The organism is Bradyrhizobium sp. HKCCYLRH3061, assembly GCF_051168015.1.
Classification (GTDB): Bacteria; Pseudomonadota; Alphaproteobacteria; order Rhizobiales; family Xanthobacteraceae; genus Bradyrhizobium.
The window spans coordinates 125,787-148,359 of the sequence record NZ_JBNPUE010000010.1 but is presented as its reverse complement, the minus strand read 5'-3'; the positions used below and the strand labels follow the sequence as shown (position 1 = coordinate 148,359).

Genomic DNA, 22,573 nt, shown 5'->3' with positions numbered 1-22,573 from the left:
GCGCTTCGTGTCGGCAGTTGGAATCAGCGCTGGGCGCGCGGCGCCATGTTAGCAAGGGAACGGCCGCCGCGGCGAGCGCTCAGTTGACCAGCCGGCTGTCGGCGGGCGGCAGGAAGCTGTCGTCGAAGATGTCGGCGGGTTGCGGACGCTTGTGGTGGAATTTGCCGTCCTCGGCGAGTTGGTCGAGGGCCCGCTCGAACCGGGCGGGATCGATGCCGCCGATGCCATCGCGTCGGACGTCCGGCGTCAGCACGTTGTCGACGAGCACGCTCTGCAGCCGCTGCAGCTCGAGCTCGCGGGAGCCGTCATCCATCCGGCCCACCACGTCGGCGATCGCGCCGGCAGGGTCCTTGATGGCAAGCTGGAGGCCCGACGTCAGCGCGCGCAGGAAGCCCTTCACCGCAGCCGGCTGCTTGGCCGCAAAGCCGGGATTGACGATCACCGCATGGCCATAGGCCTCGCAGCCATAATCAGCGAAGCGCAGCACCGCGAGATCGGCGGCGGGCACGCCGCGGTCGCGCAGATTGATCGCCGAGAGATACGAGAAGCCGCTGACGGCATCGACCTGGCCGGCCGACAGGATCGGCTCGCGCACGGCCGCGCCGACGCGCGACAGCTTGATGGTCTCGGGCCTGAGATGGTTGTGCCTCACGACCGCCGGCCACAGCCGGATCGAGAGATCGCCCTCGGCGACGCCGAGCGTTTTGCCTTCGATGTCGCCGAGCCCGTTGATGCCGCGACTCCTGCGCGCGATGATCGCGTAAGGCGCCCTGTTGAACAGCACGAACACGGCCTTGACCGGCTGGCTGTTCGACGCGTCGCGATAGCGGATCAGCTCGTTGATGTCGGCGAGCGCCATGTCGGCCTCGCCGGAAGCGACCCGCGCGATCGCATCGGGAGAGCCCTTGGCCGTGGTGATGGTGACCGTCACGCTTTCGGTGGCAAACAGCCCGCGGCTGGCGGCGAGGACCAGTGGCGCCATGCTGCCATCGAGCGGCCGATCCAGCGCGAACATGACGGCGACCGGACGTTTCGGCTCCTCCGCCGCAGCTTCCTGTCGCGACAGGCATGAGGGCACGACGACGACGGCGAGGAGCGCCAAAGCAAGCAGGGTGAGGGATCGTCGCATGCGCATCATGTCACGCCGGTATTCGCAGGCCGTACCGGTCTTGTCACGCCGGTATTCTAATCAGTTCGCCGGCCGTCGCGGGATCGAGCCGCGGGATCGTCATGTCAATTTCGTGACAACGTCGCTGTCTCGCTGCCCGCTCAGGGCCGGCGGTGCCTGATCATGTCGGATCGAATGTGAATGGTCCATGAGCAAGGCCTGCGGCGATTTGCGGCTTCGACTCCGGGTTTCGCGAGGGGAACTGTGGGCGCAGTTCGCGAGTTGGTGCGCGAGATTGGATCGTACGGAGAAAACATATGATCGCACAGCGCGGAAGTTTTTCCCGCTTTGGCCGTGCTACCGTCCTGGCGACGGTGGCCGCGGTGACTTTGACGGCCGTGCAGCCGACACTCGCCTTTGCCGGCTCCGCGCCGGCCGAGAAGGGCGTCGTCGCCAAGACGGCCAATGATGGCGGCCTGACCGATGTCAGCGCGCGCCGGCGCCACTATCGCGGCAATGGCGGTGCGGCGGCTGCGGCTGCCTTTGCCGGCATCGTCGGCACCGGCCTCGCCATCGCGGCGGCGCAGAACCGCCGTTCCTACTACGAGGATAATTATTACTATGGCCGGCCGGCCTATTACGGCTACGGGCCGCGCTATCAGTATTACGGCGGCGGCCCCTATTACGGTGGCGGCTATCATCATCACCCGCATTGGTGATGTGAGATCGGATGAGACGATCCGCCGGCCCCGTGCCGGCGGATTTTTTCTTGCGTGCTGCGAACGTTAATATGCGGGCCATCGATTTTAACTAGTGTGGCGAGATGACTGATTCGATCGATCGGCTCTATCGCGCTGTCCTGGCGGCCAGGGATCTCGACCCCGCGCGATCGCGCACGGCCAAGCTGATGCAGCAGGGCACGGCCAAGATGGCCAAGAAGCTCGCCGAAGAGGCGATCGAGGTCGCGATCGATGCCGTCGGCGGCGACGCCCAGGCCGTGGTGCGCGAAAGCGCCGACCTGATCTACAATCTGGCCGTGCTGTGGGCCGAGCTCGATGTCCAGCCCGAGGACGTCTGGCGCGAGATGGAACGGCGCGAGCTGATGCTCGGCATCGCCGAGAAGCTGCCGAAATCGCCCGCGAAGGTCGCCAAGGCCGCGCCCGGACGGGTGGCGGGGCGACCGATCGTCGCGGCCGACCGGACGATCCGCAAGCGGCACTAGTGTGGCGGTCCGATTCGGACCGGCATATGGGCCATGGACAAATCCTGCCCGGTTTGCTTCATCGCCACCATGCTCAGACGGATCTACGACTGGTGTATCGACGCCGCCCACAAGCCGCATGCCATGTGGATCATGGCCGCGGTCGCCTTCGCTGAAAGCTCGTTCTTTCCGGTGCCGCCGGATGTGATGCTGATCCCGATGTCGCTGGCGAAGCCGCAGCGGGCCTGGCTGTTCGCCGGCGTCTGCACCGCGGCCTCGGTGGCGGGCGGCCTGGTCGGTTATGCCATCGGCGCGCTGCTCTACGACTCCCTCGGCCATTGGCTGATCCAGCTCTACGGCCTCGGCGACAAGGTCGAGGCGTTCCGGGCGTCCTATGCCGAGTGGGGCGCCGTCATCATCCTGCTGAAGGGATTGACGCCGATCCCCTACAAGCTGGTCACGATCACGTCGGGCTTCGCCGGCTATAATCTGTTTCTGTTCATCGTCTGCTCGATCATCGCGCGCGGCGGCCGCTTCTTCATCGCCGCGATATTGCTCAACCGCTATGGCGAATGGATCAGGGTGCGCATCGAGAGGCATCTCGGCCTGTGGGTGGCGATCGGCGCGGCCGTGCTGGTGGCCGGCTTCGTCATCGCCGTGAAGCTGATCTGATGCGGCCGCTGCGCCCGGGGCGGGGGGCGGGGGCGGCGCTGCTCGTCGTCGTCTCGGTGCTCTCTGCCGCCGCGGCATGGGCGCAAACGACGCCTTCCTTGGGGCTGCGAGAAGCGCCGCAACAGCCACCGCAGCAGGCGCCTGCCGTCCAGCCTGCGCCGCCCTCCAATCCGGGTCTGGTGGAGGAGCTTGGCAAGCTGTTCGAGAAGATGTCGATCATTCCGCTGAAACCTTCGGGCGATGCCGGCGCCGAGCCGCCGGCGGCCGGCAGCGATCCCACCGGCGCTGCCGCGGATCCGCCCGCCGCGACCCCGGTGCAGCCCACTGGCCCGGTCGCGCCGAAGGGCGGCGCCGACACCAAAGACGTGCTGAAGGAGACCGGCGAGACCTTGTCGCGCCTCGCCAAGCCCTCGAGCATGATCACCGGCCGCTCGGTCTGCCCGATTGCCACCAACGGCACACCGGATTGCAAGCTCGGCGCCGACCGGCTGTGCCAGGGCAAGGGCTACAAGGACGGCAAGAGCCTCAACACCGACTCGGCGGAGACCTGCTCGGCCAGGGTGCTGATCCCGGGCCGGCAGCGCAAGCCGGGCGACTGCCGCACAGATACCTTCGTCACCTCGGCGCTCTGCCAATGACGCCTGCATGCCAGCGCCTCAACGCAAGACCGTGATCGGGCTTTTCCGGTCCCTCTGCGGGCGAATTGCCATCACGGCTTGATGTCGGGCATGCTCGCGATCACGAGCGTCTCCGCATTTCACAACGAGGAATTCCCATCCATGTCCATGCCCGCCTTGTTCAAGGGCCGCCTGTCGATCCCGGTGATCGGCTCGCCGCTGTTCATCATCTCCGTGCCCGACCTGGTGATCGCGCAGTGCAAGGCCGGCGTGGTCGGTTCGTTTCCGGCGCTGAACGCGCGGCCGGCCGCGCTGCTCGACGAATGGCTGGCGCGCATCACGGAAGAGCTCGCCGCCTATGACCGGGCGCATCCGGAACGCCCGTCGGCGCCGTTCGCCGTCAACCAGATCGTGCATCGTTCCAACAACCGGCTCGAGCAGGATCTCGCGCTGTGCGAGAAGTACAAGGTGCCGATGATGATCACCTCGCTCGGCGCGCGCGAGGAGCTGAACCAGGCGGCGCATGGCTGGGGCGGCATCGTCTTCCACGACGTCATCAATCAGTTCTTCGCCCACAAGGCGATCGAGAAGGGCGCCGACGGCCTGATCCTGGTCGCGGCCGGCGCCGGCGGCCATGCCGGCACGATCTCGCCGTTCGCCTTCGTGGCGGAGACCCGTAGCTGGTTCGACGGCCCGATCGCGCTGTCCGGCGCGATCGCCAACGGCCGCGCCATCCGCGCCGCGCGCGTGCTCGGCGCCGATTTCGCCTATATCGGCTCGGCCTTCATCGCCACCAAGGAGGCGAACGCCGTCGAAAGCTACAAGGACATGATCACCAAGTCCGGCGCCGACGACATCGTCTATTCGAACCTGTTCACCGGCGTGCACGGCAACTACCTGAAGCCGTCGATCGTCGCCGCCGGCCTCGACCCGGACAATCTCCCGACCTCCGATCCGTCGAAAATGAGCTTCGGCACCGATGCCTCGGGCGAGCGCGCCAAGCCGAAGGCCTGGAAGGAGATCTGGGGCTCGGGGCAGGGCATCGGCGCCATCAAGGACGTGCTGCCCGCCGCCGAGCTGATCGCGCGCTTCAAGAAGGAATATGACGAGGCGATCGACCCGCCGCTGTGAGGCGGCTCAGCGACGGACAAAAGGAAAAGCGCGGCAGCCTGGGCTGCCGCGCTTTTTTTTAACCCGTAATAAGCTGGACGAGTTACTCCAGTTCGATCGCCTGGAACTTGCCGCGCTCGTCCAGCGCCGTGCCCCAGATCTTGTGCGAGGCCTGGTGTTCGGCGCGGCCGAAGCCGAGCTTGGCGCCGAGACCGAGATCGATGTCACGCATGTTCTCCAGCGTATCGATCAGCGCCTCGGTGTCGAGCTGCGGGCCAACCCGGCGCAGCGCCTGGATCAGCACGTTGGCCGAGACGTAGCCTTCGAACGACACGTAGGACGGTGCCTCGCCCGGGAAGTACTTCTCCAGTGCGCTCTTGTATTCGAGCACGGCGCTCGAATAGCCGCCGACGGCCGGCACCACCTGGGTGACGATCACGCCGCTGGCATAGCGCGGGCCGAGCAGCATCAGCTCGTCGGAGAGCTCGGTCGAACCCACGAAGGAGACGTTGGTGTAGATCATGTGCGGGAACAGATCGCGCGTCTTCTCGATGAACTTCGCGGCAGCGCGATAGGTTGCGACCATGACGATCGCCTTGGGCGGGTTCTTCAACGCCCTCAGCTGGTTGACCGCGTCGTCGACGTCGACCGTGTTGCGCTTGTAGTTGAGGCGCAAGATGGACGTGTCGGCAAGGCCGAGCGTGCGGAAGGCCTTGGCCACACCGGAGAAGCCTGCATCACCATAGGCGTCCTGCTGCGCGAACACGGCAATGTCCTTGGCCGGCAGGCGGCGCAGCTTGACGAGGTAGCGCACGACGGTGTCGGTCTCTTCCGCGTAGCTGGCGCGATAGTTGAATACATAGCGATCCGGCGGATCGTTGCGCAGCAGGTTGGCGCCGGTGAACGCGCCGTAGAACAGCACGCGACGCTGCAGGGCGTAGGGCATCGCCACGGCAGAAGTTGGGGTGCCGACGTTGCCGACGAAGCCGAACACCTTGTCCTTCTCGTAGAGCTGCTTCATCGCGTCCAGCGTCCGCGACGGCTCGTAGCCGTCGTCGGCCGAATAGAGCCGCAGCGAGCGCCCGGCGATGCCGCCGGCGTCGTTGGCGCGGTTGAAGGCGGCCTCGATGCCCATCTTCATCTGGCGGCCGAGCTCCTTGGCAGCGCCGGAGAACGGAGCGGCGATGCCGAAGCGGATCTCGTTGGCGGTGACGCCCTGGACGTTGGTCGTGGACGCCGGCGGCAGCGTCGCGGTCGGTGCCGTCGCAGCGACAGCCGCGGACGGGGCGATCACCCCGGCGAGGCTGGTGGCGGTCTGGCTCGGCGCGCTTTGCCCGAGCGAGCGCTCGAGCTCGGCGAGCTGGCGGCCCGCGGAGTTACAGTCGGTCTGAGCCGCCCCGACGCGGTTGCGTCCATCGGCGACGTAGCCGTTGAAGACGCGGGTGAGCTCGTCACGATCCGAGCCGCCGGTGGAGGCCTCCCGGATCACCTCGCGAAACTTGTCGACAATGGCCTGAACGCGGCCCTGGTCGATCGCCTGACAGGCGGATGCTGCTCCCACGATCGGCCCGACCCGGCTCGCAAGATTACGCACCACATCCGCATTGGTGCCCGCCGCGCTGGCGGGCGTTGCGAGCAATGCCGCAACCAAGAACACGCTACAACGAAAGTTCATTGCCACTATCCCACTTTGGACCCCATCCAGGTCTTCCGCCTGGTGAATTGACGCCGTGTCTGCGACGGAGAAGACATAAGACCGTCACCATGCACAGACCAGCCTTTCCTAAGAGCATGACCATTTCGGTAACCCGACACGCCTTTTTCCGATCATACTTTAGGACCTGCTAACGAAACGTCTTCACCAGTTCTTCCCCTTCGAAGCTAATTCTACTCAAGTTCGATTGCCTGATACGTGCCGGTTTCGTCGAGTGCGGTGCCCCAGATCTTGTGCGAGGCCTGGTGCTCCGCGCGTCCAAATGCGAGCGTCGTGCCGAGGCCGAGATCGAGGCTGCGCATCGATTCGAGCGTGTCGATCAGCCGCTCGGTGTCGAGCGGATTGGTCTGCTTCAGCGCCTGGATCAAAATCGTCGCCGAGATATAGCCTTCGAGTGACGTGTAGTCCGGTGCCTCGCCGGGCGCGTATTTGGCCAGGGCGTTCTTGTAGTCGAGCACGAGGCTTGAGTAGCCCGAAACCGCCGGCACGCCCTGCGTCACGATGACGCCGTTGGTGAAGCGCGGGCCGAGCAACTTGAGCTCGGTCGCGAGCGAGGTCGAGCCGACGGCGGACACGTTGGCGTAGATCAGGCCCGGCACCGCGTCGCGCGTCTTCTCGATGAACTTCGCGGCGGCGCGATCGGTCGCGACCATGATGATCGCCTTGAGTCCCGGCTTGTGCGCCTTGACCTGATTGACCGCCTCTTCCACGTCCATCGTCGCGCGCGGATAGTTGATTCGCGTCACGGTATCGCCGATGTTCAACTGTCGGTAGGCCTTCGCGACACCGGTGTAACCGTCGTCGCCGAATGGGTCCTGCTGGGTGAACACTGCGATCTGCTTGGGCGAGACGCGCTTCATCCTGATCAGGTAGCGCACCAGCGCGGCAGTCTCCTCGGCGTAGCTCGCCCGATAGTTGAAGACGTAGCGATCCGGAGGATCGCGTCGCACCACGGCTGCGCCGGTGTTCGGCGCGAAGAACAGCGTGCGCCGCTCCAGCGCATAGGGGATCGCCACCTGCGAGTTGGCGGTGCCGACGTTGCCGATGAAGCCGAACACCTGCTCCTTGTCGTAGAGCTGCGTCATCGCCGCCAGCGTGCGGTTCGGATCGTAGCCGTCGTCCGCCGCCACGAGACGGAGCATGCGCCCGTTGACGCCGCCGGCATCGTTGGTGCGTGCGAACGCGGCCTCGATGCCCTGGCGCATCTGACGCCCGGTCTCCTTGCGGATGCCGGAGAACGGCAGGACCATGCCGAAGCGGATCTCGCGGTCGGTGATGCCGCGCACGGGGCCGGCGGTGACGGCGCCGGTCGTCGTTTCGGCCTTGACCGGTGTGATCGGGGCCGTCGCCGCAGCCGGCTCGCCGAGCGAGCGTTCGAGCTCCGTCAGTTGCCGCTCCGCGGCCGCGCAGGTCGCCTGCGAGGCGCCCGTACGACTACGGCCCTCGGCGATGTAGCCATTGAAGCTGCGGGTCAGCTGATCGCGCTCGCCGTCATTCCTCGTCGCCTGGCGGATGGCTTCGCGGAATTTGTCGACCATGCCCTGGACGCGGCCCTGCGCGATGTCCGGGCAGGCGGATGCCTGTCCCACGATCGGCCCAACCCGGCTGCCGAGCTCCCTGACGACGTCGGGAGCCGCCGCCAGAGCGGGGCTGAAGGGAGCTGCGAAAACACTCCCGATGATCAACGTGGACCAACGCACGGCCATCGAACCTTCCACCTGCTCAGCCTGTTTCAAACCCTCTTCGTTCTACTATTCGTGGCATTTCGAATTAATGTCGGGTTTCTCTGTCGCTCTTTTGTCGTGGTAGTCGAGGCCGTCGCGCCTCCAGCGGTATCCTATTCAAGTTCGACGGGTTGGTAGGTGCCGCTGTTGTCAAGCGCCGTGCCCCAGATCTTGTGCGAAGCCTGGTGTTCGGCGCGGCCGAAGCCGAGCTGCGTGCCGAGGCCGAGATCGACGTTGCGCATGTTCTCGAGCGTTTCGACCAGTTGCTCGGTATCGAAGTTCGGACCGGCGCGCTTCAGTCCCTCGATCAGGATGCTCGCCGCGATGTAGCCCTCGAGCGAGGTGTAGTCGGCCGGCTCGCCCGGGGCATATTTCGCAAGTGCGGTCTTGTATTCGAGCACCAGGCTCGAATAGCCGGAGACGCCGGGCACGGTCTGGCTGACGATCACGCCCTCGGCGTAGCGCGGTCCGAGCAGCATCAGCTCGCTGGCGAGCGCCGAGCCAGCAACCGCCGAGATGTTGGCGAAGATGACGCCTGGAAATACGCCCTGGGCCTTCTCGATGAACTTGGCGGCGGCACGCGTCGTCGCCAGCATCACCACCGCCTTGACCGGGGTCTTCAGCAGCTTCAGCTGATTGATGGCGTCGTCGACCTCGACCGTGTTGCGCGGATAGTTGACCCGGACGATCGAATTGTCGCTCACCCCGAGCGTCCGGAATGCCTTTGCCACGCCGGCGAAGCCCGCGTCGCCGAAGGCGTCGTTCTGCGCGAACACGACGATCTGGCGCGGATGCAGCCTTCGCATCTTCACGAGATAATGGACCAGCGCGTCGGTCTCCTCGGCATAGCTCGGCCGGTAGTTGAAGACGTAGCGGTCGGGCGGATCGTGGCGCACGACGTTGGCGCCGGTATAGGGCGCGAAGAACAGCGTGCGGCGCTCGAGCGCGTAGGGGATGGCGACCGCGGCGGTGGCCGAGCCGAAATTGCAGATATAGCCGAACACCTGCTCCTTCTCGTAGAGCTGCTTCATCGCATCCAGCGTGCGCGCGGGATCGTAGCCGTCATCGGCGGTGACGAGCTTGAGCATGCGGCCGTTGACGCCGCCGGCCTCGTTGGCGCGATTGAACGCCGTCTCGACGCCGATCTTGAGCAGTCGCCCGCTCTCCTTCACCGGTCCGCTGTAGGGAATGACCATGCCGAGCTTGATCTCGCTCTGCGTCACCCCGCGCACGTTGCCGGCCGGCGGCAGCAGTTGCGCCGGGACGGTCGCGGCCTGCGCCGTCGCAGGTCCGATGCTCACGGCAGGCAGGTTCGCGCGCGCCGGAGGCGGCGCTGCGATGGATCGTTCGAGATCGGCAAGCTGCCGGTCGGCGCCGCCGCAATCCATCCGGCCTGACGTGACGAGGCTGCGGCCTTCGGCCACATAGCGGTCGAGCAGGCGCGTCAGCTCGTCACGGTCGGCCTCGCTGGACGCGGCCTCGCGGATGACGAGCTGGAATTTCTCGATGATGGCCTGGATGCGCGGCCGGGCGATGTCGCGGCACGCGAGTGCTGCGCCAATGATCGGGCCGACGCGGCTGCCGAGCTGGCGCGCCACGCTCACACTCTCGCCGGGCGCGGCAACGGCCTCGCCGGCCACGAGGGACGCGAGCAGGATGGCTGCCACACGGGCGTGAGCCAGCGGACGGCGTGCTGCCGCTTTCTGCGGTAGGACGTCGATCATCGTCGCCTGTGAAGTGTTGGAAGCTGGATCAGTCGTAGAGGGTTAGCGAACCCGCTCCATCTGACCCGTCTTCTGGTTCCACTGCATGAACTGCTGCAGCATGGGCTTTTCGGGATTGTCGGAATCTGCCGCGGGCTCCGGAGCGTCCGCGAGCAGCGACTTGAACTGCGACAGCGCCGGGGCGGCCTGAGCCTCGACCCGCTCCGGCAGCGCGCTGGTCTGATCCGCCTTGGCGTCCTGCACGTCGGCGGCGACCGGCGGCAGCGTCTTCATCGACTGCACGGCGGCGACGAAGGACGAGCTCGCGTCGGGCTGGCGCCACACCGGCACGATGTTGACGAAGAACAGCGCGACGACGGCGGCGACGCCGGTTGCGGCGGCGAAGCGGCCGGCCACCTTGAACACGACCGAGCGGCGGTCGCGCTCGCGCTCCAGATCCGGCGGCTCGCGCATGACCTGGGGATTCAGCGATTGGCGAAGGGATTCGAACACGGCGGTCTCCAGGCGAGCATCGAGCGGTCCTTGCTGTCCCGAAGCGGGACGCTCGGCCGCCTCCGCTGCCTTGGCATTGTCACCGACGAGAGATAGACGCGCGGCTTCCGGACGTTCGCGCAGCCACCGCGGTGCATAGTGCAGCGGGTCCTGCGGGTTCATCGGATTCTGTTCACTCAACGAACTCATACGCTACTCCTCTGACGCTCGATTCCGGTAAACTGATACGCTTCTGCCACGGTCGTATGAGAGCTAGTTTCAAACGAAGAGCGGGAGCGGTTCTGCCACTTCAGATCACACGGAATCATTTGCAGAATCAGACGTTTCGCGTCGATCAGCGATCGCACGCCAGCAGTCCCTTCCTGCAAGGCGCCGTGGCACGTTTGCCGTGCCTTGGGCGCCTCTATCGATCCCATGCCCCGCCCCCTGACGAGTGTCAATCGATCGGAACTTCCTAAAGCCGTCGGTTCCGAATTATATGTACGTTAAAGTTATCATCATGATGTGATTAAAATGAGGCATGACAGGTCTTGACGCAGATGCTCATGAATTGCGTCTCATTGATGCCAACATTGCGCCTTGATTCGATCATCATCGAACTATGTCGGGCGGGCCGCTGTCGATTTTTGAGCGGCTTAGCGTCGATTTAACCATCCGTTAACCATCTGGCGCCGACAGTTAACCAATCACTAAGAATGGTTGGGTCGGATGGTCATGAGTGCCAGCGCTGAAACGGTGCGTCCTGTTATTCGTCTGCGCGGGCGCTCCTACGTCGCCTTCGTGTTTTCGCCGGTTGTGCCGATTGCCGATTGGCTGGCTGAGCTCGATGCAACGCTCGCGGGCTCGCCCGGCTTCTTCGTCGGCAAGCCGATCGTGCTCGATCTCTCGGCGCTGGATCTGAGCCCGCTCGCCATCACCCATCTCATCAAGAGCATCGAGTCGCGCAACATCCGCGTGCTCGGCCTCGAAGGCGTCGAGCAGGGGCGGCTGTCGCTCGGCATGCCGCCCTTGTTGTCCGGCGGCCGTCACTGCGCCGTGCAGGAGATCGAGCCGGAGAAGCCACAGCTGCAGCAGCCGACCTCGCTGCTGCTCGACCAGCCCGTACGCTCGGGCCAGTCGATCGTGTTTCCCGATGGCGACGTCACCGTGCTCGGCGCGGTGTCGTCGGGCGCCGAGATCGTCGCCGGCGGCTCGATCCACGTCTACGGCGCGCTGCGCGGCCGCGCGATGGCCGGTATCAACGGCAACGCGGCGGCGCGCATCTACTGCCAGAAGATCGAGGCCGAGCTGGTCGCGATCGACGGCTACTACCAGACCGCCGAGCAGATCGACGCCGCGTTGCGCGGCCGGGCCGTGCAGGCGCGGCTCGAAGGTCATTCCATGAAGATCGTTGCATTGAACTGAGTAGCAGGAGGATTCGTGACATGTCGAAAGTACTCGTAGTGACGTCGGGCAAGGGTGGCGTCGGCAAGACCACCACGACGGCGGCGATGGGCGCGGCGCTGGCGCAGGCCGGCGAGAAGGTCGTCGTCGTCGACTTCGACGTCGGCCTGCGCAACCTCGACCTGGTGATGGGCGCGGAGCGCCGCGTCGTGTTCGATCTCATCAACGTGGTGCATGGCGTCGCCAAGCTGCCGCAGGCCCTGATCCGCGACAAGCGGCTGGAGAATCTGTGGCTGCTGCCGGCCTCGCAGACCAAGGACAAGGACGCGCTGACCGAGGACGGCGTCGGCCGCGTCATCACCGAGCTGCGCAAGACATTCGACTGGGTGATCTGCGACAGCCCGGCCGGCATCGAGCGCGGCGCGATGCTCGCGATGCGCTATGCCGACGAGGCGCTCATCGTCACCAATCCGGAAGTGTCGTCGGTGCGCGATTCCGACCGCATCATCGGCATGCTCGATTCCAAGACCGTGCGCGCCGAGAACGGCGAGCGAGTCGAGAAGCACATCCTCATCACCCGCTACGATGCGGGCCGTGCCGCGCGCGGCGAGATGCTGTCGATCGACGACGTGCTGGAGATCCTGGCGACGCCGCTGCTCGGCATCGTGCCGGAGAGCCAGGACGTGCTGCGCGCCTCCAATGTCGGCTGCCCGGTGACGCTCAACAGCCCGGCCAGCGCGCCGGCGCGCGCCTATCACGATGCAATGCGCCGCCTGCTCGGCGAGGAGGTCGAGATGCAGATCCCGACCGAGCGCAAGGGCCTGATGAACCTGCTCCTGGGACGGAGGGCTGCATGAGTGTGCTGCGGCTCTTTACGGGGCGTGCGGCCTCCGCGCCCGTCGCGCGGGAGCGGCTGCAGATCCTGCTCGCGCATGAGCGCAGCCTGCGCGGCCAGCCCGATCTCCTGATGCAGCTGCGCGAGGAAATCCTCGCCGTGGTTTCGCGCCATGTGGTACTTGATCCGGACAAGGTCATCGTTCGCATGGACCGGGGAAAGCATGTCTCGACGCTCGAGGTCGACATCGAACTGCCCAATGGCGCCGACCGCGCCTTTGCCAGCGCCGGCTGAGACGTGGCGAGGCGCGCGTTGATGCGGCCGATCTTCCGCATCGCGGACAATCGGGTCGCCGTCAGCTCCGATGCTGCGGGACCATGGGATCCGACCATGCAACATGGGTCTGCGCCATCGGCGCTGGCCGTGTGGGCGGCCGAGCGCATTCCCACGAAGTCGCCGATGCGCATCGCCCGCGTCACCATCGACCTGATGCGCCCGGTGCCGCTCGCAGAGCTCCTCATCGAGACCGAGGTGCTGCGCGAGGGGCGCAAGATCCAGCTCTGCGCCGTGCGCTTGCGCGCCGGCGACACGGTGGTCGTCACGGCGACCGTGCTCAAGATCAGGCAGGATGCGGTGCCGCTGCCGGACGATGTCGGCGAGCTGCCGGTCGATCTGGTCGGCCCCGACGAGGCGCTGCCGGAGCCGGCTGATTTCTCGACCAGCCCCTTCGTGCGCGGCATGACGCTCCGCGCCGCGCGCGGCCGCTTCGGCGTCAAGGGACCGGGCGCGATCTGGTACCGCGTCGACTGGCCGCTCGTCGACGGCCATGCCGTATCGCAGGCGATGCGCGCCGTGGTCGCGAGCGACTTCTGCAACGGCACCTCGGCCGCGCTCGACTTCCACAGCTACACGTTCCTCAATGCCGACCTCACCGTGAACATGGCCCGCGAGCCGGTCGGCGACTGGATCCTGCTGGACGCCGAAAGCTGGATCGGCCCGGACGGCGCCGGGCTGGCGATGGCGCGATTGGGTGATGCGAGAGGCTATTTCGGCCGCGTGGTGCAGAGCCTGGTGATCGAGAAGCGGTGAGGGGGCGGTCCGCCGTCCGTATCTCGTTCATAGCGGGTTGGCGAACTGATCATCGCACCAGTGCTGCTTCGCTTCCAACGGCGCGCCGCGGCGAGGTGTCATGAGGTTGCGCCGGTGATCGGCGGTTGCTTGCTTCGTTACGGGTGAACCAATCAACCCTGCGCCAAGCTCCGCTGCGCCCTCTCCCCCGCTCGCGGGGGAGAGTTGGAGAGGGGGCGCCACGCACACCGCCGCTGGAGCGGCCCCCTCCCTAGCCCTCCCCCGCAAGCGGGAGAGGGAACGCACTGCCGTTGTCGCGACTGAACGAGTCCGACCACGAATGATCTCGCTCTCACGCCGCGCGCACCGTGCCGAGGAAGCGCCCGACCTCCAGCTTCAGCCGGTTGCTGTCCTGCGACAGCGACTGCGCCGCCGACAGCACCTGCGACGAGGCCGAGCCGGTTTCGCTGGCGCCATGCTGCACCTCGGTGATGTTGGACGACACTTCGTGCGTGCCCTGTGCCGCCTGCTGGATGTTGCGCGAGATCTCCTGCGTCGCTGCGCCCTGCTCCTCGACCGCCGCGGCGATGGTCGAGGAAATCTCGGACAGCCGTTCGATGGTGCCGCTGATCTCCCTGATCGCGCCGACCGACTCCTGGGTCGCCGCCTGGATGCCGGAGATCTGCTGGCCGATTTCGCCGGTCGCCTTGGCGGTCTGCTCGGCCAGCGCCTTGACCTCGGAGGCGACCACGGCGAAGCCGCGGCCGGCTTCGCCGGCGCGCGCCGCCTCGATGGTGGCATTGAGCGCGAGCAGGTTGGTCTGCCCGGCAATGGTGTTGATCAGCTCGACGACGTCGCCGATGCGCGCTGCGGCCTTGGACAACTCGCCGACGCGGTCGTTGGTCTTGCGCGCCTGGTCGACGGCCTCGTTGGCCATCCGCGCGGATTCCTGCACCTGCCGGCTGATCTCGGTGACCGACGAGCTCAGCTCCTCCGTGGCGGATGCGACCGACTGCACGTTGGCGGTCGCCTGCTCGGATGCGGCCGCGACGGTGGTGGTGCGCTGCTGTGTGCGTTCGGCGGTCGAGGTCAGCGTCGTGGCCGACGCTTCGAGCTCGGTCGAGGCCGAGGAGACCGTGTTGATGATCTCACCGACCGCGCTCTCGAAGCTGTTGGCCAGGTCATGCATGTCGCGCTTGCGCCGCTCGACGGCGAGCTTCTCGGCCTCCGCCTGCTCGGCGCGCAGTTTCTCGGTCTCGATGGCGTTGTTCTTGAACACCAGCACGGCGCCCGCCATGTTGCCGATCTCGTCCTTGCGGTCGGTGCCGGGAATCGGCGCAGCCATGTCGCCGCCGGCGAGCCGGCGCATCGCCTCCGTCATCGCCGTGATCGGGCGCGACACGCCGGCCACGATCAGGTAGCCCATCGCGATGCACAGCAGCGCCGCCAGTGCGATCACACCCAGAATCCAGGCGCGCGAGGACAGATAGACCGCGGCGCCCTTGTCGGCTTCCTTCTTGCCCTGCTCGACGTTCCAGGCGAGGTCCTGTTCCAGCGCCTTGCGGGCCAGCACGAAGTCGTCGCGCAGCTTGCCCATGAACAGCGCGGTTGCGGCGTCGACCTGGTTCTTGCGTGACAGTTCGAGCAACTGCTTGCTGTCGTCGAGATAGGTGGTCCACGGCGTCTTGAACGCAGCCACCAGCGCCTTCTCCTCCGACGTCGTCACCGTCGGCTCGTAGAGGCGCCAGGTCTTGTCGAACAGCTCGAGGCTTTCGGCGATCTGCCGTTCCTGGATTGCCTTTTCGTCGGCCGTGGTCGCCAGCAGGAACTGACCCTGCCGGGCACGATATTGCTCGATCGATTTGGAGATGGTTCCGAGCCATCCGGTCGCCGGCAGCCAGTTGTCGCGCACTTCCGCAGCGGAGCCGTTCACGCTACCGAGACGATCGATCGAGAAGCCGCCGAGCCCTATCGCGGTGATCAGCACGATGCCGAAGGCCAGCAGGACCTTGTTACGAATGGACAGGTTGGAAAACGACGGCATCTGCGACTCCAGCTTCGATAGTTCCGGGGATTGGGGGCAGCCGGCTTGAGATGTGCGCGTGCTGCAGATCGCGCGCCGAGCGCTCAACGTTGAGGCATCGTGGTCCGCGCGTGCTGCTGATTTGGCCTCGGAGTTATAAATATTGCTCTAAACTTGAGCAGAGCAGGCCGGCCGTATAAATACGGCACGCTGCGAACTACACGCAGATGGAACTACAAGCGGGTGATGGGGAACAAGCGTCATGGCAAAACCAGCGGGGACTGCGAACGTCGACAAGGGGAGCCCATCGGCGTCGGAGTCGATCGACGCCAGGATCGCGGAACTCGGTGACTGGCGTGGCACCAGGCTGAGCTTCATCCGCGATCTCATCAAACGAGCTGATCCCGAGATCGTCGAAGAGTGGAAGTGGCGCGGCGTGCCGGTCTGGTCGCATGGCGGGATCATCTGCACCGGCGAAACCTACAAGAGCGTGGTGAAGCTGACCTTCCTCAAGGGAGCCTCGCTGCCCGACCCTTCCGGCCTCTTCAACGCCAGCCTCGACGGCAACAACCGCCGCGCCATCGATATCCATGAAGGCGATGTCATCGACGAGGCGGCGTTCACGGCCCTCATCCGCGCCGCGGTGGCGCTCAACGGGACGAAGCGGAGCGGTCGAAAGCCGTAGCCGGCCCGGCGCGGCAGCGGACGCCAATCCCCGTGCGTCGGCCATCGTGCAGAAGCGGGGTCATCGACCGCGCGAGGTGATTTGCCCGACGAGCAGGCTTTCTCACATTTACCCGGCTCCACGGCGGCGCCGCGCAGCTGAAACCGCGTGCGCAATCATGTGAAATTCGGCAACGCCTTCAAACTGATTTGGCCTGTCCAGATCTTCGACAAAAAATAAATGACTTTGCATTATCCGAAATATCTGCTTTCCTCGTCTCATCCCGCCTCACTGACGAGGGGTGCTTCGCGAACGTCACGACGCGTTGGGGTGGGAGGCGGTGGCCGCGACGGGCGCAGCGTGCTCCAAGCATGCCGACGTACGTCTCGTCGCGGACGGTGAAGTCGCAGGGTCCTGGCCTCCCGACGCTGAGGTCAAGTTTCGTGAGATCGCCCAGGGGCATCTTGCGGGACGACGGTGGCAAACAAGCCCGGTCGCCGGGGAGACTGCGTATAATCCGTCAACCCATCGCGCAGGGAAGGCCGGGTCTATCCGGCCGAACCTGTGGTTCTGCCGCGTGCTTTTTTGCTGCACGCGGACCGCAGGCCTCGGTCGAGGCCTGGCCTTCCCTGCCCCCTCCGTCTGATGGAGGGGAGACGTCAGCAAGACTCGGACGCCGATGCGCCGCGAGATGGCGATGTCATGTTTGCAGATCGTGCAACAGACGTTCAGGTCGATTTGAGCGGCGCATATCGGTCGAGGGTGACCTATTGGATTCCGGCGCCTCGGGCCACGCAAATAGTGTCGTCCCCGCGAACGCGGGGACCCATAACCACAGGACGTTGTATGAGGCACGACTGCCGCGACATCCGCGCTCACCACGCCATCCTGTGGTTTTGGATCCCGGGTCGCGCTTCGCTTGCCCGGGACGACAGCGGAGTGCGGCGGTTGCGAGCAGGGCTGGCCAAACATTCGCGCCGTCGTTTCGTCTGGTCTCTTTCAATGAATGGTTCGCCGTCATTGCGAGGAGCGCAGCGACGAAGCAATCCAGAGTCCCGCGATGACCCGGGATTGCTTCGCTTCGCTCGCAATGACGACGACCATCGAAGCCGCGCTGCCGTGCCGCTACCCCACCATCCGCCCGCGTCCCTCCCAGTACCGCGCGCGCAGCACCTTCTTGTCGATCTTGCCGACGCCCGTCACCGGCAGCTCCTTCACGAACTCGACGCGCTTCGGCGCGTGCGCCGAGCCCTTGCGCGCCTTGACCAGCTCGATCAGCGCGTCGGCGTCGATCTGCGCGCCGGCGCGCGGCACCACGATGGCGGTGACGGCCTCGCCCCATTTGTCGTCGGGCACGCCGACCACGGCGCACATCGCCACGTCGGCGTGCTGTGTCAGGACATCCTCGATCTCGCGCGGAAAAATGTTGAAGCCGCCGGAGACGATCATGTCCTTCTTGCGGTCGAGAATGTACATGTAGCCGCGCTCGTCGCGGCGGGCGATGTCGCCGGTGTGCAGCCAGCCGTTCTTCAGGGTCTCGGCGGTGGTGTCCGGCCGCTTCCAGTATTCCGCCATCACATGCGGCGCGCGCACGCAGATCTCGCCGGCCTCGCCCTGCGGCACCTCCTGATCATTGTCGTCGAGGATCTTGACCTCGCAGGCGGCGATCGGAAAGCCGCAGGACAGAAACAGCTCCGGCTGCTTCGGATCGTGGTCGGCCTTGCGCAGCACCGACACCGGATAGCATTCGGTCTGGCCGTAGAGCTGCGAGAACACCGGGCCGATGCGTTCGATGCCCTCGACGAGGCGGGTCGGCGACATCGCCGAGGCGCCGTACAGCACGAGCTCGAGCGAGGAGAGATCGGTCCTGGCCAGCGCGGGATGATCGAGCAGCACGTAGATCATCGTCGGCACGAACAGCGTGAAGTTGATGCGCTCGCGCGCGATGGTCGCCAGCACCGCCTCGGGATCGAATCCCTTCAGCATGTGCACGGTGCCGCCGCGCATCAGGGTCGGCAGCACCTTGGTGCCGGCGACATGGCTGATCGGGGCGACCGTCAGGTAGCGTGCGCGGTCCGGAATCTCGAAATCGGCGAGGATCGCGGTGGCGAAGCCGCCATATTCCCGATGATGGCGCAGCGCGCCCTTCGACTTTCCGGTGGTGCCGCCCGTGTAGTTCAAGGTCGCGATGTCCTCGGGCGTGGCGAAGTTGCGCGCGCTGGCGTGGCCGGACCGCTCGATCGCGGCGAGGAGGTCGACGCCATAGCCGGCTGCGCCCAGCGTGAACACGTGGCGCAGGCCGCCCGAGCGCGCGGCCAGCTCGCCGCCGCGGTCGTGGAACGCGGCGGCATCGATCACCAGCACCTGCGATTCGGAATCGGCGAGCTGGAACAGTTGATCGTCAAGCGAGCCCAGCGGATGCAGCCAGGTGATGGCGAGCCGCGACAGCTGCGCCGCCGTGCCGGCGCACCAGGCATCGGCGCGGTTCGCGCTCAGGAACGCGACGCGTGTTCCCGGCGGCAGGCCGAGCCGCATGAACACGCCCTGCATGCGGCCGATCAGGTCGATCGCGCCCTGATAGGTCAGCGATCCGTCCGGCCAGCTGAAGGCGGTGCGCGAGGGATGACGCGACAGCGTGAGCAGGGTCTGCTCGCAGACGACCGGAAACGAATGAAGCTGTGGGCTCATGGACGATCCTCCCGAGATGCCGCGATCGTTGTTGCGTCGCGGGCTTGTCGCCGACGCTATCAGAAAGTCCATCGCGCTCAAGGCGCGCTTGTCGTCCTCGGAACATCGCTGCGCGCGCCGCGTTGCCCGGCCGAACAACAGCGGAGCAAGGCCATGCGCACCTCGACAGCTTTTTTTGCGGGAGCCGGAACGGTCGCCATTGCCGTCGCGGCCGGTCTCGGCGGCGGGCTCATGATCGCGGAAGGCATGCATCCGAGATCGCCGGCGGTCGAGCAGGCCAAGCTCGAGCGCTCCGTGCCGGAGGCGCCGTCGCCAAGTCCGACGGTCACCTCGTATCTTGCGGCAACGCAGGCGGCTGCGATCACGCCGATCAAGGTGGCGCCTGCCGCAACGGAGGCGAGGCCCGTGACCCCGGTCTCGACCGATTCCTCGCCGGCGACGCAAGCTGCCGCAGCGGAGGCGACGGCGGCCTCTTCGGCGCCCGCCGTCACCCAGACCGCGACGGCCGAGGACGTTCAGGACAAGGCCGCGGCGAAGCCCGAGGAGGCCGATCTCAAGTCGCGCGGCGCCGAGCGCAAGCGCGCCGCGGAGCAGCGCCGCGCCGAGCGGCACCGGCAATATGTCGAGCGCCGGCGGCAGCGCCGCGAGCAGGATATGCGCGCCGTCGAGCAGGCGGTGCGCGATGACACGACGCCGCGCGCCTATGCGGCGCAGCCGGTCGGCATGGATGGACCGCGCTTCAGCTTCTTCGGCGACGATTGATCGCACGCGGCGGCGTCGTTATCCGTGAGCCGAACAGTGATCGGGGAGGACGCGCCGTGCAGGAGACTCGATGGGCCGGGCTGCGGACGCGGCTGCGATTGCCGCTGATCGCAGCGCCGATGTTTCTGGTGTCGGGGATCGAGCTGGTGAGCGCGGCCTGCGGGAACGGCGTGATCGGCGCGTTCCCGACGGTCAATTGTCGAACCCCCGACGAGCTTGACGCCTGGCTGTTCCAGATTGCCGATCGGCTTGCGCGCCGCAGCGATGCCAGTGGGGCGGCGGCTGCGCCGGTCTGCCCGAACCTGATCGTGCACCATTCCAACGCGCGGCTGCAGGACGATCTCGCGGTGCTGTTGCGGCATCGTCCGGAGATCGTGATCACCTCGGTCGGCTCGCCGGCGAAGGTCGTTGCGCCCCTGCATGATGCGGGCGCGCTGGTGTTCGCTGACGTTGCCTCGATCCGTCATGCCGAGCGCGCGGTCGAGGCCGGCGCCGATGGCCTGGTGCTGCTCACGGCCGGGGCCGGCGGCCAGACCGGCTGGCTCAATCCATTCGCCTTCGTGCGCGCAGTCAGGGCGTTCTTCGATGGTCCCATCGTGCTTGCCGGCGGCATCAGCGACGGCGTCGCGCTGCGCGCGGCGGAGATGCTCGGCTGCGACCTCGCCTATATGGGCACGAAGTTCATCGCCACGCGCGAAAGCCTGGCCGATGATCGCTACAAGGCGATGCTGGTCGCGAGCTCGGCCGACGACGTGCTGCTGACGTCCGCCTTCACCGGCCTGCCGACCAGCATGCTGCGGCCGTCGATCGTCGCCGCCGGGCTCGACCCCGAAGCCTTGCCGGCGCGCGGCGCGATCGAGATCGGCAGCGACATCGACATTGCTGCGCGCGAGGCGCGGCCGAAACGCTGGCGCGACATCTGGAGTGCGGGGCACGCGACCTCTGGGGTCACCGACATTCCGTCCGTTGCCGAACTGGTCGCGCGCACGGCCGATGAGTACATGGGCGCCGGTGGCCACGCTCGTGAGAAAACGTGATGTGTGTCCTTAAGGCACCATTAACCATCGGGTCCCACAATCCGCGGAGGTTGAACTTGGCGGAATCGTGCGATGGGCATCGGGCTACGGCAGGACAAAGAGCGGGCGACGCTTGAGGAGATCCGGATCCGTGTCGGGCATGCCCTGCAGCGGCATCCGCTGTGCCGCAACGTCCAGTTCGACATCATGAGCGTTCCCCGCACCGCCCGCGGCGGGAACTGGACCATCAGCCTGCATTCGGTGGAACCGGCGGCGCTTTGGGAGGCCTCCGACATCGTTGCCGACATCCAGGCCGCGTACGATCTGCTGATCCCGGCCGAGCTGTCTTCGGCGGCGTGAAAAAAATATCCGTCATGTTCACAGGGCGGAATGGTGGCCGGCGTGTTTCTGTGGCATCGTAAAGCCTTAATTAACTCCCACTTTTCGGCAAAGTGCGGCTTTCCGCCGGGATACGGAGAATTGCGTGACGAAGTCGATCGCTTTTGTCGCTTTGCTGGGCGTGCTGATCGCAGGCGCGGCCGTGACGAGCGTCCTGATGCAGGACAGCGTGCCTTCGGCCGGTGCGATGATGCCGCCCGTGGTGGCGAAGAGCCCGCTCTCCAACCGTGAAGCCAAGGGCGACCGCCTGGCGATGGTCACACTTGCGGCCCCCGAGGTGCAGCAGCCGAGTGCCGCCCCGAAGACGACTCTCCGCCAGGCCTATGCCTATGCGCCGTCCGAGGCCGAAATGGCCAAGGCGTCGGCCGCTGCGGTCGTTGCTGCCGAGCCGGTGGTGCCGAAGTCCAAGATTCTCGCCCGGAGCGAGCCGACGCCGGCGCCGCTGAAGCCCGAGGTGCAGAAGGCCTATTCGCTGCTGTCGGACGGCCAGATCGCCGGCATCAAGGAGCGGCTGCGGCTCTCGTCGAGCCAGGAATATTATTGGCCGGCGGTCGAGACCGCGCTGCGCGCCGTCGCCCGTAAGATCCACGCCGGACGGCAGGGCGCGGCGAAGCCGGGCGCGGTGGCGCTCGATCCGGATTCGGATGAGGTGCAACAGCTGAAGTCGGCCGCGATGCCGCTGCTCTGGCAGTTGCGCGAGGACCAGAAGGACGAAGTGCGGCGGCTCGCGCGTACGATCGGCCTCGACAAGGTCGCCGCCGCGATCTGATCGGTCCGCCCCATCGTGAACACGTCAAAAGGCCGCGCATTGCGCGGCCTTTTGTTCGGGCTGGGTCTATTTTTTACCGCGCCGGCGGATTGGCCTCTGGATGCCCGCCGCTCTCGGGACCGGCTCCGGTCGGCGACGACGCGGGCGCGGTGCGCAGGTCCGGGCCCGGCCGCGCCGGCTGGGTCATGGTCGGAGCTTCCGGCGGGGTGATCGCGGCGCCGGCGCCGACCGTGGTGCCGCGATCGGTGTTGGTCGGCGCCGACGGCACCGGGGTCGGCTTGTCGCCGCCGGCAAAGCGCGTCGCGCCGCCGCTCTGATAGCCGGCGACCAGCAGGCCGGCGACCACGAGCCCGAGCACGAACAGGCCGCCGAGCTCGGGCAGCGCGCCAGATGGGGCGACACCGCGGCTCCGGCCGTCGCCCTCGAGCGCCACCGCCGCGATCTCCCGGTTGTGCCGCGAGCGCAGGAAGGCCAGGAACGCGCCGGCGGCGATGATGATCGCAGCCGCGAGCGTGAAGAACATCAGCCAGCTGATGGGTTGATCGCCTTGCATGTCGAACATCCTTTGATCCGTGAGGGCTGCGCGACGTGCAGTCGCGTCAAA

At 66.5% G+C, this 22,573-nt stretch carries 22 protein-coding genes; 14 read left to right on the top strand and 8 right to left on the bottom strand.

Annotated features, from left to right (window positions below; translation table 11 throughout):
* Positions 1–79 precede the first annotated feature (79 nt).
* On the bottom strand, positions 80–1,135 hold the full coding sequence (locus tag ACQR2C_RS18015) for an ABC transporter substrate-binding protein (protein WP_434881755.1): 1,056 nt from the start codon (positions 1,133–1,135) through the stop codon (positions 80–82).
* A gap of 290 nt (positions 1,136–1,425) precedes the next feature.
* Between ACQR2C_RS18015 and ACQR2C_RS18010 the strand changes: the two genes are divergently transcribed.
* The 5 genes from ACQR2C_RS18010 (at position 1,426) to ACQR2C_RS17990 (ending at position 4,729) form a co-directional block, all read left to right on the top strand.
* On the top strand, positions 1,426–1,827 hold the full coding sequence (locus ACQR2C_RS18010) for a hypothetical protein (RefSeq protein WP_316181108.1): 402 nt from the start codon (positions 1,426–1,428) through the stop codon (positions 1,825–1,827).
* A gap of 104 nt (positions 1,828–1,931) precedes the next feature.
* Positions 1,932–2,330, top strand: coding sequence for a phosphoribosyl-ATP diphosphatase (hisE, locus tag ACQR2C_RS18005; protein WP_316181109.1), 399 nt, complete (start codon positions 1,932–1,934; stop codon positions 2,328–2,330).
* Positions 2,331–2,399: 69 nt separating this feature from the next.
* A complete protein-coding gene (locus tag ACQR2C_RS18000) occupies positions 2,400–2,981 on the top strand; it encodes a YqaA family protein (protein ID WP_316181277.1) in 582 nt (193 codons plus the stop codon).
* Positions 2,981–3,619, top strand: coding sequence for a hypothetical protein (locus tag ACQR2C_RS17995; RefSeq protein ID WP_434881754.1), 639 nt, complete (start codon positions 2,981–2,983; stop codon positions 3,617–3,619). The genes ACQR2C_RS18000 and ACQR2C_RS17995 overlap by 1 nt, the downstream gene beginning before the upstream one ends.
* A gap of 141 nt (positions 3,620–3,760) precedes the next feature.
* Positions 3,761–4,729 carry an NAD(P)H-dependent flavin oxidoreductase gene (locus ACQR2C_RS17990; RefSeq protein WP_434881753.1) on the top strand — a complete coding sequence of 323 codons (969 nt, stop codon included), beginning with the start codon at positions 3,761–3,763 and terminating at the stop codon, positions 4,727–4,729.
* An 82-nt stretch (positions 4,730–4,811) separates the two neighbouring features.
* On the opposite strand, the gene ACQR2C_RS17985 is transcribed toward ACQR2C_RS17990, so the two are convergent.
* The 4 genes from ACQR2C_RS17985 to ACQR2C_RS17970 all read right to left on the bottom strand — a co-directional run bounded on the left by ACQR2C_RS17985 (position 4,812) and on the right by ACQR2C_RS17970 (position 10,551).
* Positions 4,812–6,383 (bottom strand): ABC transporter substrate-binding protein, encoded by a 1,572-nt coding sequence (locus ACQR2C_RS17985; protein ID WP_316181115.1) that lies wholly within the window; start codon positions 6,381–6,383, stop codon positions 4,812–4,814.
* Between the two features lie 212 nt (positions 6,384–6,595).
* Entirely contained in the window at positions 6,596–8,128 is a 1,533-nt protein-coding gene (locus ACQR2C_RS17980) for an ABC transporter substrate-binding protein (RefSeq protein WP_434881752.1), read from the bottom strand.
* A gap of 131 nt (positions 8,129–8,259) precedes the next feature.
* Complete coding sequence (locus ACQR2C_RS17975) at positions 8,260–9,870, bottom strand: ABC transporter substrate-binding protein (RefSeq protein WP_434838044.1); 1,611 nt, start codon at positions 9,868–9,870, stop codon at positions 8,260–8,262.
* Between the two features lie 42 nt (positions 9,871–9,912).
* Entirely contained in the window at positions 9,913–10,551 is a 639-nt protein-coding gene (locus tag ACQR2C_RS17970) for a hypothetical protein (protein WP_315804605.1), read from the bottom strand.
* A gap of 519 nt (positions 10,552–11,070) precedes the next feature.
* Between ACQR2C_RS17970 and minC the strand changes: the two genes are divergently transcribed.
* The 4 genes from minC to ACQR2C_RS17950 are packed head-to-tail and all read left to right on the top strand — an operon-like array spanning position 11,071 to position 13,669.
* Positions 11,071–11,766, top strand: coding sequence for a septum site-determining protein MinC (gene minC / locus ACQR2C_RS17965; protein ID WP_316181120.1), 696 nt, complete (start codon positions 11,071–11,073; stop codon positions 11,764–11,766).
* 20 nt (positions 11,767–11,786) lie between these two features.
* Positions 11,787–12,602 (top strand): septum site-determining protein MinD, encoded by an 816-nt coding sequence (gene minD / locus ACQR2C_RS17960; protein ID WP_315804603.1) that lies wholly within the window; start codon positions 11,787–11,789, stop codon positions 12,600–12,602.
* Positions 12,599–12,874, top strand: a complete 276-nt coding sequence (gene minE, locus ACQR2C_RS17955) for a cell division topological specificity factor MinE (RefSeq protein ID WP_315716282.1) — start codon at positions 12,599–12,601, stop codon at positions 12,872–12,874. Before minD ends, minE begins: the two co-directional genes overlap by 4 nt.
* Positions 12,875–12,895: 21 nt before the next feature.
* On the top strand, positions 12,896–13,669 hold the full coding sequence (locus ACQR2C_RS17950) for a thioesterase family protein (RefSeq protein ID WP_434847123.1): 774 nt from the start codon (positions 12,896–12,898) through the stop codon (positions 13,667–13,669).
* 331 nt (positions 13,670–14,000) lie between these two features.
* On the opposite strand, the gene ACQR2C_RS17945 is transcribed toward ACQR2C_RS17950, so the two are convergent.
* Positions 14,001–15,692: a methyl-accepting chemotaxis protein gene (locus ACQR2C_RS17945; RefSeq protein ID WP_434881751.1), complete on the bottom strand. Its 1,692-nt coding sequence runs from the start codon at positions 15,690–15,692 to the stop codon at positions 14,001–14,003.
* Positions 15,693–15,933: 241 nt separating this feature from the next.
* Here ACQR2C_RS17945 and ACQR2C_RS17940 point away from each other — a divergent pair, with 241 nt between their 5' ends.
* Positions 15,934–16,356, top strand: a complete 423-nt coding sequence (locus tag ACQR2C_RS17940) for a DUF1801 domain-containing protein (RefSeq protein WP_434881750.1) — start codon at positions 15,934–15,936, stop codon at positions 16,354–16,356.
* A 1,104-nt stretch (positions 16,357–17,460) separates the two neighbouring features.
* Here the strand turns inward: ACQR2C_RS17940 and ACQR2C_RS17935 are convergent.
* Positions 17,461–19,023, bottom strand: a complete 1,563-nt coding sequence (locus tag ACQR2C_RS17935; RefSeq protein WP_434881749.1) for an AMP-binding protein — start codon at positions 19,021–19,023, stop codon at positions 17,461–17,463.
* Positions 19,024–19,176: 153 nt separating this feature from the next.
* On the opposite strand from ACQR2C_RS17935, the gene ACQR2C_RS17930 reads away from it, so the two are divergent.
* The 4 genes from ACQR2C_RS17930 (at position 19,177) to ACQR2C_RS17915 (ending at position 21,969) form a co-directional block, all read left to right on the top strand.
* Positions 19,177–19,785 carry a hypothetical protein gene (locus ACQR2C_RS17930; RefSeq protein ID WP_434881748.1) on the top strand — a complete coding sequence of 203 codons (609 nt, stop codon included), beginning with the start codon at positions 19,177–19,179 and terminating at the stop codon, positions 19,783–19,785.
* A gap of 56 nt (positions 19,786–19,841) precedes the next feature.
* Entirely contained in the window at positions 19,842–20,822 is a 981-nt protein-coding gene (locus ACQR2C_RS17925) for an NAD(P)H-dependent flavin oxidoreductase (protein ID WP_434881747.1), read from the top strand.
* A gap of 72 nt (positions 20,823–20,894) precedes the next feature.
* Entirely contained in the window at positions 20,895–21,161 is a 267-nt protein-coding gene (locus ACQR2C_RS17920; RefSeq protein ID WP_315804595.1) for a hypothetical protein, read from the top strand.
* 181 nt (positions 21,162–21,342) lie between these two features.
* A complete protein-coding gene (locus ACQR2C_RS17915; RefSeq protein ID WP_315804683.1) occupies positions 21,343–21,969 on the top strand; it encodes a hypothetical protein in 627 nt (208 codons plus the stop codon).
* Positions 21,970–22,042: 73 nt separating this feature from the next.
* Here ACQR2C_RS17915 and ACQR2C_RS17910 read toward each other — a convergent pair whose 3' ends face one another.
* Complete coding sequence (locus ACQR2C_RS17910; RefSeq protein WP_434847166.1) at positions 22,043–22,522, bottom strand: hypothetical protein; 480 nt, start codon at positions 22,520–22,522, stop codon at positions 22,043–22,045.
* Positions 22,523–22,573 lie beyond the last annotated feature (51 nt).

Coding starts and splice junctions, on each gene's coding strand:
- ACQR2C_RS18015 (WP_434881755.1), bottom strand. CDS start 1,135: ATGCGCATGCGACGATCCCTCACCCTGCTTGCTTTGGCGCTCCTCGCC.
- ACQR2C_RS18010 (WP_316181108.1), top strand. CDS start 1,426: ATGATCGCACAGCGCGGAAGTTTTTCCCGCTTTGGCCGTGCTACCGTC.
- hisE (WP_316181109.1), top strand. CDS start 1,932: ATGACTGATTCGATCGATCGGCTCTATCGCGCTGTCCTGGCGGCCAGG.
- ACQR2C_RS18000 (WP_316181277.1), top strand. CDS start 2,400: ATGCTCAGACGGATCTACGACTGGTGTATCGACGCCGCCCACAAGCCG.
- ACQR2C_RS17995 (WP_434881754.1), top strand. CDS start 2,981: ATGCGGCCGCTGCGCCCGGGGCGGGGGGCGGGGGCGGCGCTGCTCGTC.
- ACQR2C_RS17990 (WP_434881753.1), top strand. CDS start 3,761: ATGTCCATGCCCGCCTTGTTCAAGGGCCGCCTGTCGATCCCGGTGATC.
- ACQR2C_RS17985 (WP_316181115.1), bottom strand. CDS start 6,383: ATGAACTTTCGTTGTAGCGTGTTCTTGGTTGCGGCATTGCTCGCAACG.
- ACQR2C_RS17980 (WP_434881752.1), bottom strand. CDS start 8,128: ATGGCCGTGCGTTGGTCCACGTTGATCATCGGGAGTGTTTTCGCAGCT.
- ACQR2C_RS17975 (WP_434838044.1), bottom strand. CDS start 9,870: ATGATCGACGTCCTACCGCAGAAAGCGGCAGCACGCCGTCCGCTGGCT.
- ACQR2C_RS17970 (WP_315804605.1), bottom strand. CDS start 10,551: ATGAGTTCGTTGAGTGAACAGAATCCGATGAACCCGCAGGACCCGCTG.
- minC (WP_316181120.1), top strand. CDS start 11,071: ATGGTCATGAGTGCCAGCGCTGAAACGGTGCGTCCTGTTATTCGTCTG.
- minD (WP_315804603.1), top strand. CDS start 11,787: ATGTCGAAAGTACTCGTAGTGACGTCGGGCAAGGGTGGCGTCGGCAAG.
- minE (WP_315716282.1), top strand. CDS start 12,599: ATGAGTGTGCTGCGGCTCTTTACGGGGCGTGCGGCCTCCGCGCCCGTC.
- ACQR2C_RS17950 (WP_434847123.1), top strand. CDS start 12,896: ATGCGGCCGATCTTCCGCATCGCGGACAATCGGGTCGCCGTCAGCTCC.
- ACQR2C_RS17945 (WP_434881751.1), bottom strand. CDS start 15,692: ATGCCGTCGTTTTCCAACCTGTCCATTCGTAACAAGGTCCTGCTGGCC.
- ACQR2C_RS17940 (WP_434881750.1), top strand. CDS start 15,934: ATGGCAAAACCAGCGGGGACTGCGAACGTCGACAAGGGGAGCCCATCG.
- ACQR2C_RS17935 (WP_434881749.1), bottom strand. CDS start 19,023: ATGAGCCCACAGCTTCATTCGTTTCCGGTCGTCTGCGAGCAGACCCTG.
- ACQR2C_RS17930 (WP_434881748.1), top strand. CDS start 19,177: ATGCGCACCTCGACAGCTTTTTTTGCGGGAGCCGGAACGGTCGCCATT.
- ACQR2C_RS17920 (WP_315804595.1), top strand. CDS start 20,895: ATGGGCATCGGGCTACGGCAGGACAAAGAGCGGGCGACGCTTGAGGAG.
- ACQR2C_RS17910 (WP_434847166.1), bottom strand. CDS start 22,522: ATGCAAGGCGATCAACCCATCAGCTGGCTGATGTTCTTCACGCTCGCG.